Annotated in this window: 9 protein-coding genes, 1 tRNA gene and 1 pseudogene; 7 read left to right on the top strand and 4 right to left on the bottom strand. The window is 51.0% G+C overall.

The genetic code is table 11. The features are described from left to right. Positions 1-404: 404 nt before the first annotated feature. Positions 405-1,102, top strand: a protein-coding gene (locus C1P89_RS25535) for an IS1-like element IS1A family transposase (protein WP_094096600.1) whose coding sequence is annotated in 2 segments (ribosomal slippage) — positions 405-654 and positions 654-1,102 — 699 coding nt in all. Because the reading frame shifts where the segments join, the coding sequence is not laid out codon by codon here. Positions 1,103-1,427: 325 nt separating this feature from the next. Here C1P89_RS25535 and C1P89_RS25530 read toward each other — a convergent pair. From C1P89_RS25530 to C1P89_RS25515, 4 genes are all read right to left on the bottom strand, one after another. After that, positions 1,428-1,503 (bottom strand) — tRNA-Ile (locus C1P89_RS25530). 59 nt (positions 1,504-1,562) lie between these two features. Next, positions 1,563-2,260 (bottom strand): IS1-like element IS1A family transposase gene (locus C1P89_RS25525; protein WP_094096600.1). Its coding sequence is split into 2 segments (ribosomal slippage): positions 1,563-2,011 and positions 2,011-2,260, totalling 699 coding nucleotides; the frame shifts between segments, so codons are not numbered across the junction. 78 nt (positions 2,261-2,338) lie between these two features. After that, a protein-coding gene (locus C1P89_RS25520) for an IS1-like element IS1A family transposase (protein ID WP_094096600.1) occupies positions 2,339-3,036 on the bottom strand; the annotation gives its coding sequence in 2 pieces (ribosomal slippage) (positions 2,339-2,787 and positions 2,787-3,036; 699 coding nt in all). Positions 3,037-3,114: 78 nt separating this feature from the next. Beyond that, positions 3,115-3,812 (bottom strand): IS1-like element IS1A family transposase gene (locus C1P89_RS25515; RefSeq protein ID WP_094096600.1). Its coding sequence is split into 2 segments (ribosomal slippage): positions 3,115-3,563 and positions 3,563-3,812, totalling 699 coding nucleotides; the frame shifts between segments, so codons are not numbered across the junction. A 49-nt stretch (positions 3,813-3,861) separates the two neighbouring features. Between C1P89_RS25515 and C1P89_RS25510 the strand changes: the two are divergent. From C1P89_RS25510 to gabP, 6 genes and pseudogenes are all read left to right on the top strand, one after another. Continuing rightward, a pseudogene (locus C1P89_RS25510) lies at positions 3,862-5,631 on the top strand (alpha amylase C-terminal domain-containing protein); the annotation flags it as partial. A 335-nt stretch (positions 5,632-5,966) separates the two neighbouring features. Then, positions 5,967-6,944 (top strand): glutarate dioxygenase GlaH, encoded by a 978-nt coding sequence (glaH, locus tag C1P89_RS25505; RefSeq protein ID WP_001315804.1) that lies wholly within the window; start codon positions 5,967-5,969, stop codon positions 6,942-6,944. Positions 6,945-6,963: 19 nt separating this feature from the next. After that, positions 6,964-8,232 carry an L-2-hydroxyglutarate oxidase gene (gene lhgO, locus C1P89_RS25500; protein ID WP_000271990.1) on the top strand — a complete coding sequence of 423 codons (1,269 nt, stop codon included), beginning with the start codon at positions 6,964-6,966 and terminating at the stop codon, positions 8,230-8,232. A 22-nt stretch (positions 8,233-8,254) separates the two neighbouring features. Next, on the top strand, positions 8,255-9,703 hold the full coding sequence (gene gabD / locus C1P89_RS25495; protein ID WP_000772897.1) for an NADP-dependent succinate-semialdehyde dehydrogenase: 1,449 nt from the start codon (positions 8,255-8,257) through the stop codon (positions 9,701-9,703). A gap of 13 nt (positions 9,704-9,716) precedes the next feature. Continuing rightward, positions 9,717-10,997, top strand: a complete 1,281-nt coding sequence (gene gabT, locus C1P89_RS25490) for a 4-aminobutyrate--2-oxoglutarate transaminase (protein WP_001087604.1) — start codon at positions 9,717-9,719, stop codon at positions 10,995-10,997. A 310-nt stretch (positions 10,998-11,307) separates the two neighbouring features. Beyond that, positions 11,308-12,708 carry a GABA permease gene (gabP, locus tag C1P89_RS25485; protein WP_001295173.1) on the top strand — a complete coding sequence of 467 codons (1,401 nt, stop codon included), beginning with the start codon at positions 11,308-11,310 and terminating at the stop codon, positions 12,706-12,708. Positions 12,709-12,724: the final 16 nt, after the last annotated feature.

Here is a 12,724-nt window from a genome sequence, read left to right as displayed (position 1 = left end):
ATATGCTATACATGGTACTTTTAATTAAATTAGCACAAGAATGTTAAATTTAATAAACAAAAAGTTATTTCGCTGTATGATAAAAACCACCCGTTATAATTTATTAGTGAAATTCGTTTTTCGAGTGTTAGAAATTTATATCTAAATAGCGTTGATTAATGAGCAAAGCCAGACTCCTGTAACGCTCACAAGACTCATCTACCTGCGACGGGTATTCTGGTCAGTAGTAGATGTTTAAGGCGTGGCAGAGACATTTCATCCTTACTCTACGGCATTGGCCCGCATACAAATCGTGGTTGTGACACTCACTTATCATCAGTGAGCGAACAGAGAATAGTTCAGTGATTTGGGTGATGCTGCCAACTTACTGATTTAGTGTATGATGGTGTTTTTGAGGTGCTCCAGTGGCTTCTGTTTCTATCAGCTGTCCCTCCTGTTCAGCTACTGACGGGGTGGTGCGTAACGGCAAAAGCACTGCCGGACATCAGCGCTATCTCTGCTCTCACTGCCGTAAAACATGGCAACTGCAGTTCACTTACACCGCTTCTCAACCCGGTACGCACCAGAAAATCATTGATATGGCCATGAATGGCGTTGGATGCCGGGCAACTGCACGCATTATGGGCGTTGGCCTCAACACGATTTTACGTCACTTAAAAAACTCAGGCCGCAGTCGGTAACCTCGCGCATACAGCCGGGCAGTGACGTCATCGTCTGCGCGGAAATGGACGAACAGTGGGGCTATGTCGGGGCTAAATCGCGCCAGCGCTGGCTGTTTTACGCGTATGACAGTCTCCGGAAGACGGTTGTTGCGCACGTATTCGGTGAACGCACTATGGCGACGCTGGGGCGTCTTATGAGCCTGCTGTCACCCTTTGACGTGGTGATATGGATGACGGATGGCTGGCCGCTGTATGAATCCCGCCTGAAGGGAAAGCTGCACGTAATCAGCAAGCGATATACGCAGCGAATTGAGCGGCATAACCTGAATCTGAGGCAGCACCTGGCACGGCTGGGACGGAAGTCGCTGTCGTTCTCAAAATCGGTGGAGCTGCATGACAAAGTCATCGGGCATTATCTGAACATAAAACACTATCAATAAGTTGGAGTCATTACCGTGATTTGAGTAATTAACCTGATTAAATGAAGGGGTATAATAAATGATAATACTCTGGCTTTATCGTTAATTACTTAATTCCACATGTAAGCAATTTGCCCGCTTGGCATAGCAGGCATTTTTTCCAGGTACTTTTGAATGAGTACTGATGGATAAATACATTGCAGTGGCGTGCCACGTACCAAAACACCAGCCCTCATTCGAAACCACCCACCGCACTTCTTCCTTGAAATGGCGTTAGTCATGAAATATAGACCGCCATCGAGTACCCCTTGTACCCTTAACTCTTCCTGATACGTAAATAATGATTTGGTGGCCCTTGCTGGACTTGAACCAGCGACCAAGCGATTATGAGTCGCCTGCTCTAACCACTGAGCTAAAGGGCCTTGAGTGTGCAATAACAATACTTATAAACCACGCAATAAACATGGGTAATGACTCCAACTTATTGATAGTGTTTTATGTTCAGATAATGCCCGATGACTTTGTCATGCAGCTCCACCGATTTTGAGAACGACAGCGACTTCCGTCCCAGCCGTGCCAGGTGCTGCCTCAGATTCAGGTTATGCCGCTCAATTCGCTGCGTATATCGCTTGCTGATTACGTGCAGCTTTCCCTTCAGGCGGGATTCATACAGCGGCCAGCCATCCGTCATCCATATCACCACGTCAAAGGGTGACAGCAGGCTCATAAGACGCCCCAGCGTCGCCATAGTGCGTTCACCGAATACGTGCGCAACAACCGTCTTCCGGAGACTGTCATACGCGTAAAACAGCCAGCGCTGGCGCGATTTAGCCCCGACATAGCCCCACTGTTCGTCCATTTCCGCGCAGACGATGACGTCACTGCCCGGCTGTATGCGCGAGGTTACCGACTGCGGCCTGAGTTTTTTAAGTGACGTAAAATCGTGTTGAGGCCAACGCCCATAATGCGTGCAGTTGCCCGGCATCCAACGCCATTCATGGCCATATCAATGATTTTCTGGTGCGTACCGGGTTGAGAAGCGGTGTAAGTGAACTGCAGTTGCCATGTTTTACGGCAGTGAGAGCAGAGATAGCGCTGATGTCCGGCAGTGCTTTTGCCGTTACGCACCACCCCGTCAGTAGCTGAACAGGAGGGACAGCTGATAGAAACAGAAGCCACTGGAGCACCTCAAAAACACCATCATACACTAAATCAGTAAGTTGGCAGCATCACCCCGATGTAGGTAATGACTCCAACTTATTGATAGTGTTTTATGTTCAGATAATGCCCGATGACTTTGTCATGCAGCTCCACCGATTTTGAGAACGACAGCGACTTCCGTCCCAGCCGTGCCAGGTGCTGCCTCAAATTCAGGTTATGCCGCTCAATTCGCTGCGTATATCGCTTGCTGATTACGTGCAGCTTTCCCTTCAGGCGGGATTCATACAGCGGCCAGCCATCCGTCATCCATATCACCACGTCAAAGGGTGACAGCAGGCTCATAAGACGCCCCAGCGTCGCCATAGTGCGTTCACCGAATACGTGCGCAACAACCGTCTTCCGGAGACTGTCATACGCGTAAAACAGCCAGCGCTGGCGCGATTTAGCCCCGACATAGCCCCACTGTTCGTCCATTTCCGCGCAGACGATGACGTCACTGCCCGGCTGTATGCGCGAGGTTACCGACTGCGGCCTGAGTTTTTTAAGTGACGTAAAATCGTGTTGAGGCCAACGCCCATAATGCGTGCAGTTGCCCGGCATCCAACGCCATTCATGGCCATATCAATGATTTTCTGGTGCGTACCGGGTTGAGAAGCGGTGTAAGTGAACTGCAGTTGCCATGTTTTACGGCAGTGAGAGCAGAGATAGCGCTGATGTCCGGCAGTGCTTTTGCCGTTACGCACCACCCCGTCAGTAGCTGAACAGGAGGGACAGCTGATAGAAACAGAAGCCACTGGAGCACCTCAAAAACACCATCATACACTAAATCAGTAAGTTGGCAGCATCACCCCGATGTAGGTAATGACTCCAACTTATTGATAGTGTTTTATGTTCAGATAATGCCCGATGACTTTGTCATGCAGCTCCACCGATTTTGAGAACGACAGCGACTTCCGTCCCAGCCGTGCCAGGTGCTGCCTCAAATTCAGGTTATGCCGCTCAATTCGCTGCGTATATCGCTTGCTGATTACGTGCAGCTTTCCCTTCAGGCGGGATTCATACAGCGGCCAGCCATCCGTCATCCATATCACCACGTCAAAGGGTGACAGCAGGCTCATAAGACGCCCCAGCGTCGCCATAGTGCGTTCACCGAATACGTGCGCAACAACCGTCTTCCGGAGACTGTCATACGCGTAAAACAGCCAGCGCTGGCGCGATTTAGCCCCGACATAGCCCCACTGTTCGTCCATTTCCGCGCAGACGATGACGTCACTGCCCGGCTGTATGCGCGAGGTTACCGACTGCGGCCTGAGTTTTTTAAGTGACGTAAAATCGTGTTGAGGCCAACGCCCATAATGCGTGCAGTTGCCCGGCATCCAACGCCATTCATGGCCATATCAATGATTTTCTGGTGCGTACCGGGTTGAGAAGCGGTGTAAGTGAACTGCAGTTGCCATGTTTTACGGCAGTGAGAGCAGAGATAGCGCTGATGTCCGGCAGTGCTTTTGCCGTTACGCACCACCCCGTCAGTAGCTGAACAGGAGGGACAGCTGATAGAAACAGAAGCCACTGGAGCACCTCAAAAACACCATCATACACTAAATCAGTAAGTTGGCAGCATCACCGCCGATGTATATAATATTAACGTTACGTCACCTTCCGGACAGCAAGAAACATTTAAAATACTAATCAATCCAGAACATCTACGGCAGACACTTGAGCGTAAATCTCTTACTGCTGTTCAGAAATCACAATGTGAAATCATCACCCCTAAAAAACCCGGCGAAGCGATTCTTCATGCTTTTAATGCCACCTACCAGCAAATCAGGGAAAATATGTCTGAGTTTGCACGTTGCCATTATGGGTATATACAAATCCCTCCAGTGACAACTTTCCGCGCCGACGGACCAGAAACTCCCGAAGAAGAAAAGGGTTACTGGTTTCATGCTTATCAACCCGAAGATCTTTGTACCATCCATAATCCAATGGGAGATTTGCAGGATTTTATTGCATTGGTTAAAGATGCTAAAAAATTTGGTATCGATATCATTCCTGATTATACCTTTAACTTTATGGGAATTGGGGGTAGTGGTAAAAATGACCTGGATTATCCCTCTGCTGATATACGAGCGAAGATCAGTAAAGATATAGAAGGTGGTATCCCTGGCTATTGGCAAGGTCAGGTTTTGATTCCATTCATTAAAGATCCAGTAACAAAAGAACGTAAACAAATCCATCCAGAAGATATACATCTCACTGCAAAAGACTTCGAAGCAAGTAAAGATAACATCTCTAAGGATGAATGGGAAAACCTCCATGCATTAAAAGAAAAGCGTTTAAATGGAATTCCTAAAACAACACCCAAAAGTGACCAGGTTATTATGTTGCAAAATCAATACGTTCGTGAAATGCGAAAATATGGCGTACGAGGTTTACGTTATGATGCGGCAAAACACTCAAAACATGAACAAATAGAAAGATCAATAACCCCACCGCTTAAAAATTATAATGAGCGGTTACACAATACTAACTTATTTAACCCAAAATATCATAAAAAAGCCGTTATGAATTACATGGAATATCTGGTAACTTGTCAGTTGGATGAACAACAAATGTCATCACTGCTTTATGAAAGAGATGATTTAAGCGCCATTGATTTTTCATTGCTCATGAAGACGATAAAAGCCTTTTCATTCGGGGGAGATCTCCTAACCCTTGCATCAAAACCGGGTTCCACAATCTCAAGCATCCCATCAGAAAGACGGATATTGATTAACATTAACCACGATTTTCCTAACAATGGCAATCTTTTCAATGACTTTCTATTTAACCATCAACAAGATGAACAATTAGCAATGGCATATATGGCCGCTCTCCCGTTCAGCAGACCTTTAGTTTACTGGGATGGCCAGGTATTAAAATCAACGACTGAAATTAAAAATTATGATGGGTCCACGCGTGTCGGTGGTGAGGCGTGGCTTAATAAAGGTTGCTCTACCTATCAGCAGCTCTACAATGAATTCCACGCATTATATATAGATAAAGCAGGAATATGGAGCGCATTTGAGGGTGTATTTGCAACTAAAAACGTTCTGGCCTTTAGTCGTGGGGATTCTGTGAACATTAATCACTCTCCTCATGATGGACTAGTTATAATAAATAAAGGAAACGAAGAAGTTGAAGGTACCTGGCCTAACAAATTGCAACCTGGAATATATAAAAACATGGGGAGTAATAGCGTTAACATTATTATTAATAATACCCGAAAAATTATCCCCCCTGGTAAAGTATTTACGCTTAGAGGCGGAACTCTAAATATCAATATTCCTGGGCGTAGCGCTCTTCTTTTAGGGAAAACAGGAGAACCGCCGAACTATCTCTATTTATAATTTAATGTTATATCTGCCCCGATAAAACGGGGCAGATAATATGTTTAGTTTACTAACGGTCATTTTGCAGTGAAGCCATTTACTGTTTTTTATCGACCAGATAATCTGTTCTCTAATGTTAACTCCCCCTAACCTGTTGCTTTAGTTATTCATTTCCTGTCTCACTTTGCCTTAATACTCTACGTTAAATGTTACTAATTTGTTGCTTTTGATCACAATAAGAAAACAATATGTCGCTTTTGTGCGCATTTTTCAGAAATGTAGATATTTTTAGATTATGGCTACGAAATGAGCATCGCCATGTCACCCTACATCTCATAAGAGGATCGCTTCTGATGAATGCACTGACCGCCGTACAAAATAACGCTGTCGATTCAGGCCAGGACTATAGCGGATTCACTCTCATCCCGTCGGCGCAATCCCCGCGTCTGCTGGAACTCACCTTCACCGAACAGACGACCAAACAGTTTCTCGAGCAGGTTGCCGAATGGCCCGTACAGGCGCTGGAGTACAAATCGTTTCTGCGTTTTCGGGTAGGCAAAATTCTTGACGATCTGTGTGCGAATCAGCTGCAACCATTGCTGTTGAAGACCCTGCTAAACCGTGCTGAAGGTGCGCTGTTGATCAATGCGGTGGGTATCGATGATGTGGCGCAGGCAGATGAGATGGTGAAGCTGGCAACGGCGGTAGCGCATCTGATTGGTCGCTCAAATTTCGATGCGATGAGCGGTCAGTATTACGCGCGTTTCGTGGTGAAAAATGTCGATAACTCAGACAGCTATCTGCGTCAGCCGCACCGCGTGATGGAACTGCACAACGACGGCACGTATGTCGAAGAGATCACCGATTACGTGCTGATGATGAAAATCGATGAGCAAAACATGCAGGGTGGAAATTCGTTGCTGCTGCATCTCGATGACTGGGAACATCTGGACCACTATTTCCGCCATCCACTGGCGCGTCGCCCGATGCGCTTTGCCGCGCCGCCGAGCAAAAACGTCAGCAAAGATGTTTTCCATCCAGTGTTCGACGTTGATCAACAGGGTCGCCCGGTGATGCGCTATATCGACCAGTTCGTCCAGCCAAAAGATTTTGAAGAAGGCGTGTGGTTGAGCGAGCTTTCCGATGCCATTGAAACCAGCAAAGGCATTCTTTCTGTACCCGTTCCCGTTGGCAAATTCCTGTTGATAAACAACCTGTTCTGGCTGCACGGTCGCGACCGCTTTACTCCGCACCCGGATCTGCGCCGTGAACTGATGCGTCAGCGTGGCTATTTCGCTTACGCCACTCACCACTACCAGACGCATCAGTAAGCGCAAAGGAATTGAGCGGATGTATGATTTTGTGATTATTGGCGGCGGCATCATCGGCATGTCGACCGCCATGCAACTGATTGATGTTTATCCGGATGCCCGCATTGCGTTGCTGGAAAAAGAGTCCGGCCCGGCCTGTCACCAGACGGGCCACAACAGCGGCGTGATCCATGCCGGGGTCTATTACACGCCCGGCAGCCTGAAGGCGCAGTTTTGCCTGGCGGGGAACCGCGCCACCAAAGCCTTTTGCGATCAAAACGGCATTCGCTATGACAACTGCGGCAAGATGCTGGTCGCCACGTCTCAGCTCGAAATGGAACGGATGCGCGCCTTATGGGAACGCACAGCGGCGAACGGTATCGAGCGCGAGTGGATAAACGCCGTGGAACTGCGCGAGCGCGAACCGAATATCACCGGGCTTGGTGGCATTTTTGTGCCGTCCAGCGGCATTGTCAGCTACCGCGAAGTCACAGCGGCAATGGCAAAAATCTTCCAGGCCAGAGGCGGCGAGATTATTTATAACGCCGAAGTCAGCGCCCTCAGTGAGCATAAAAACGGCGTGGTGATACGCACCCGTCAGGGCGGTGAATATGAAGCATCGACGCTGATTAGCTGTTCCGGGCTGATGGCTGACCGGCTGGTGAAAATGCTCGGCCTCGAACCGGGCTTTATCATCTGCCCGTTCCGTGGTGAGTATTTCCGCCTTGCGCCGGAGCATAACCAGATTGTTAACCACCTGATTTACCCCATTCCCGACCCCGCGATGCCATTTTTGGGCGTGCATCTCACCCGCATGATCGACGGCAGCGTGACCGTCGGGCCAAACGCGGTGCTGGCTTTCAAACGCGAAGGCTATCGCAAGCGCGACTTCTCATTTAGTGACACGCTGGAGATTTTGAGCTCGTCGGGGATTCGCCGGGTGCTGCAAAACCATCTACGCTCAGGACTGGGCGAGATGAAAAACTCGCTGTGCAAAAGCGGCTACCTGCGGCTGGTGCAAAAGTATTGTCCCCGGCTTTCGTTAAGCGATCTCCAGCCCTGGCCCGCCGGTGTGCGGGCGCAGGCAGTATCGCCGGACGGCAAGCTGATTGACGATTTTCTGTTTGTCACCACCCCACGCACGATCCACACCTGCAATGCGCCCTCCCCGGCAGCGACATCAGCAATTCCTATTGGTGCGCATATTGTCAGCAAGGTACAAACGCTGTTGGCAAGCCAGAGTAACCCCGGACGCACGCTGCGAGCGGCACGTAGTGTGGATGCCTTACACGCCGCATTTAATCAATAACCTTTGAAAACAGGACGTAACAATGAAACTTAACGACAGTAACTTATTCCGCCAGCAGGCGTTGATTAACGGGGAATGGCTGGACGCCAACAATGGCGGGATCATCGACGTCACCAATCCGGCGAACGGCGACAAGCTGGGTAGCGTGCCGAAAATGGGCGCTGATGAAACCCGCGCCGCTATCGACGCCGCCAACCGCGCCCTGCCCGCCTGGCGTGCGCTCACCGCCAAAGAACGCGCCAACATTCTGCGCAACTGGTTCAATTTGATGATGGAGCATCAGGACGATTTAGCGCGCCTGATGACCCTCGAACAGGGCAAACCACTGGCCGAAGCGAAAGGCGAAATCAGCTACGCTGCCTCTTTTATTGAGTGGTTTGCCGAAGAAGGCAAACGTATTTATGGCGATACCATTCCCGGTCATCAGGCCGATAAGCGCCTGATTGTTATCAAGCAGCCGATTGGCGTTACCGCAGCTATCACGCCGTGGAACTTCCCGGCGGCGATGATTACCCGTAAAGCCGGTCCGGCGCTGGCGGCAGGCTGCACCATGGTGCTGAAGCCCGCCAGTCAGACACCGTTCTCTGCGCTGGCGCTGGCGGAGCTGGCGATTCGCGCGGGCATTCCGGCTGGCGTGTTTAACGTAGTCACCGGTTCGGCAGGCGCGGTCGGTAATGAACTGACCAGCAACCCGCTGGTACGCAAACTGTCGTTTACCGGTTCGACCGAAATTGGCCGCCAGTTAATGGAACAGTGCGCGAAAGACATCAAAAAAGTGTCGCTGGAGCTGGGCGGCAACGCGCCGTTTATCGTCTTTGACGATGCCGATCTCGATAAAGCCGTGGAAGGCGCGCTGGCCTCGAAATTCCGCAACGCCGGGCAAACCTGCGTCTGCGCCAACCGTTTATACGTGCAGGACGGCGTGTATGACCGCTTTGCCGAAAAATTGCAGCAGGCGGTGAGCAAACTGCACATCGGCGACGGGCTGGATAAAGGCGTCACCATCGGGCCGCTGATCGATGAAAAAGCGGTAGCAAAAGTGGAAGAGCATATTGCCGATGCGCTGGAGAAAGGTGCGCGTGTGGTTTGCGGCGGTAAAGCGGATGAACGCGGCGGCAACTTCTTCCAGCCGACCATTCTGGTGGACGTGCCGGCCAACGCCAAAGTGTCGAAAGAAGAGACGTTCGGCCCCCTCGCCCCGCTGTTCCGCTTTAAAGATGAAGCCGATGTGATTGCGCAAGCCAATGACACCGAGTTTGGCCTTGCCGCCTATTTCTACGCCCGTGATTTAAGCCGCGTCTTCCGCGTGGGCGAAGCGCTGGAGTACGGCATCGTCGGCATCAATACCGGCATTATTTCCAATGAAGTGGCCCCGTTCGGCGGCATCAAAGCCTCGGGTCTGGGTCGTGAAGGTTCGAAGTATGGCATCGAAGATTACTTAGAAATCAAATATATGTGCATCGGTCTTTAACTGGAGAATGCGAATGAACAGCAATAAAGAGTTAATGCAGCGCCGCAGTCAGGCGATTCCCCGTGGCGTTGGGCAAATTCACCCGATTTTCGCTGACCGCGCGGAAAACTGCCGGGTGTGGGACGTTGAAGGCCGTGAGTATCTTGATTTCGCGGGCGGGATTGCGGTGCTCAATACCGGGCACCTGCATCCGAAGGTGGTGGCCGCAGTGGAAGCGCAGTTGAAAAAACTGTCGCACACCTGCTTCCAGGTGCTGGCTTACGAGCCGTATCTGGAGCTGTGCGAGATTATGAATCAGAAGGTGCCGGGCGATTTCGCCAAGAAAACGCTGCTGGTTACGACCGGTTCCGAAGCGGTGGAAAACGCGGTAAAAATCGCCCGCGCCGCCACCAAACGTAGCGGCACCATCGCTTTTAGCGGCGCGTATCACGGGCGCACGCATTACACGCTGGCGCTGACCGGCAAGGTGAATCCGTACTCTGCGGGCATGGGGCTGATGCCGGGTCATGTTTATCGCGCGCTTTATCCTTGCCCGCTGCACGGCATAAGCGAGGATGACGCTATCGCCAGCATCCACCGGATCTTCAAAAATGATGCCGCGCCGGAAGATATCGCCGCCATCGTGATTGAGCCGGTTCAGGGCGAAGGCGGTTTCTACGCCGCGTCGCCAGCCTTTATGCAGCGTTTACGCGCTCTGTGTGACGAGCACGGGATCATGCTGATTGCCGATGAAGTGCAGAGCGGCGCGGGGCGTACCGGCACGCTGTTTGCGATGGAGCAGATGGGCGTGGCGCCGGATCTTACCACCTTTGCGAAATCGATCGCAGGCGGTTTCCCGCTGGCGGGCGTCACCGGGCGCGCGGAAGTGATGGACGCTGTTGCACCGGGCGGTCTGGGCGGCACCTATGCCGGTAACCCGATTGCCTGCGTGGCTGCGCTGGAAGTGTTGAAGGTGTTCGAGCATGAAAATCTGCTGCAAAAAGCCAACGATCTGGGGCAGAAGCTAAAAGACGGATTGCTGGCGATAGCCGAAAAACACCCGGAGATCGGCGACGTACGCGGGCTGGGAGCGATGATTGCCATCGAGCTGTTTGAAGATGGCGATCACAGCAAACCGGACGCAAAACTCACCGCCGAGATCGTGGCACGCGCCCGCGATAAGGGCCTGATTCTTCTCTCCTGCGGCCCGTATTACAACGTGCTGCGCATCCTTGTACCGCTCACCATTGAAGACGCTCAGATCCGTCAGGGTCTGGAGATCATCAGCCAGTGTTTTGCTGAGGCGAAGCAGTAGCTATGTCCGTTTGTAAGAGTTAACCGTTGCTAAGGGAATGATAACGATGCAGTAAAAAATAATAACGATGAGGCGAACGACAAAGTTAAAAACGACTGCGGACAGTCCCCTCGCCCCTCTGGAGAGAGGGTTAGGGTGAGGGGTAAAACACGCGGCTAAACCCTCCCCTGGCCCTCTCCCTAAGGGAGAGGGAGAAAACCCTCCCGCTTTCGTTTTTAAGATTTTGTTGACCGTCTCAATTAAACGCGTGACCCGGCGCGGGAAATGTCGGGGCGCTCTCCCAAGTGACACACTTTCGAGAGGATTCAGGATGGGGCAATCATCGCAACCACATGAGTTAGGCGGCGGGCTGAAATCACGCCACGTCACCATGTTGTCTATTGCCGGTGTTATCGGCGCAAGTCTGTTTGTCGGTTCCAGCGTCGCCATCGCCGAAGCGGGCCCGGCGGTATTACTGGCCTATCTGTTCGCCGGGCTACTGGTGGTTATGATTATGCGGATGTTGGCGGAAATGGCGGTTGCCACGCCCGATACCGGTTCGTTTTCCACCTATGCCGATAAAGCCATTGGTCGCTGGGCGGGCTATACCATCGGCTGGTTGTACTGGTGGTTTTGGGTACTGGTTATCCCGCTGGAAGCCAATATCGCCGCTATGATCCTGCACTCGTGGGTTCCAGGCATTCCCATCTGGTTATTTTCCCTCGTCATTACCCTTGCCTTAACTGGCAGTAATTTATTAAGCGTTAAAAACTACGGCGAATTTGAGTTCTGGCTGGCGCTGTGCAAAGTCATCGCTATCCTGGCCTTTATTTTCCTTGGTGCAGTCGCAATTAGCGGTTTTTACCCTTATGCCGAAGTGAGCGGGATCTCAAGATTGTGGGATAGCGGCGGCTTTATGCCCAACGGTTTCGGTGCGGTATTAAGCGCGATGTTGATCACCATGTTCTCGTTTATGGGCGCAGAAATTGTCACCATTGCCGCCGCGGAATCCGACACGCCGGAAAAACATATTGTCCGCGCCACCAACTCGGTTATCTGGCGTATTTCTATCTTCTATTTGTGCTCTATTTTTGTCGTCGTGGCATTAATACCGTGGAATATGCCGGGGCTGAAAGCCGTTGGATCTTATCGCTCGGTTCTGGAATTGCTCAATATTCCCCATGCGAAATTAATCATGGACTGTGTGATATTACTTTCCGTAACCAGTTGCCTGAACTCGGCCCTGTATACCGCCTCAAGGATGCTCTACTCCTTAAGCCGTCGCGGTGATGCTCCCGCGGTAATGGGTAAAATCAACCGCAGTAAAACCCCGTACGTGGCGGTGTTACTCTCCACCGGCGCGGCATTCTTAACGGTGGTGGTGAACTATTACGCGCCTGCGAAGGTATTTAAATTTCTGATCGACAGCTCCGGCGCTATCGCCCTGCTGGTTTATTTAGTCATCGCCGTTTCACAGTTGCGGATGCGCAAAATTCTGCGAGCGGAAGGAAGCGAAATTCGCTTGCGAATGTGGCTTTATCCCTGGCTCACCTGGCTGGTCATCGGCTTTATTACCTTTGTGTTGGTAGTGATGCTATTCCGTCCGGCGCAACAGTTAGAAGTGATCTCCACCGGCTTATTAGCGATAGGGATTATCTGTACCGTGCCAATTATGGCTCGCTGGAAAAAGCTGGTATTGTGGCAAAAAACACCCGTTCATAATACGCGCTGATAATGATCAGGAGTCA

Origin of the sequence: Shigella sonnei, assembly GCF_002950395.1 — a bacterium.
Taxonomy (GTDB): domain Bacteria; phylum Pseudomonadota; class Gammaproteobacteria; order Enterobacterales; family Enterobacteriaceae; genus ECMA0423.
Note: the sequence above shows the minus strand (reverse complement) of the source record. Positions and strands in the feature narration are given on the sequence as shown.

Excerpts from the sequence above, each read along its gene's own strand:
- glaH (WP_001315804.1), top strand. The coding sequence starts at position 5,967 with ATGAATGCACTGACCGCCGTACAAAATAACGCTGTCGATTCAGGCCAG.
- lhgO (WP_000271990.1), top strand. The coding sequence starts at position 6,964 with ATGTATGATTTTGTGATTATTGGCGGCGGCATCATCGGCATGTCGACC.
- gabD (WP_000772897.1), top strand. The coding sequence starts at position 8,255 with ATGAAACTTAACGACAGTAACTTATTCCGCCAGCAGGCGTTGATTAAC.
- gabT (WP_001087604.1), top strand. The coding sequence starts at position 9,717 with ATGAACAGCAATAAAGAGTTAATGCAGCGCCGCAGTCAGGCGATTCCC.
- gabP (WP_001295173.1), top strand. The coding sequence starts at position 11,308 with ATGGGGCAATCATCGCAACCACATGAGTTAGGCGGCGGGCTGAAATCA.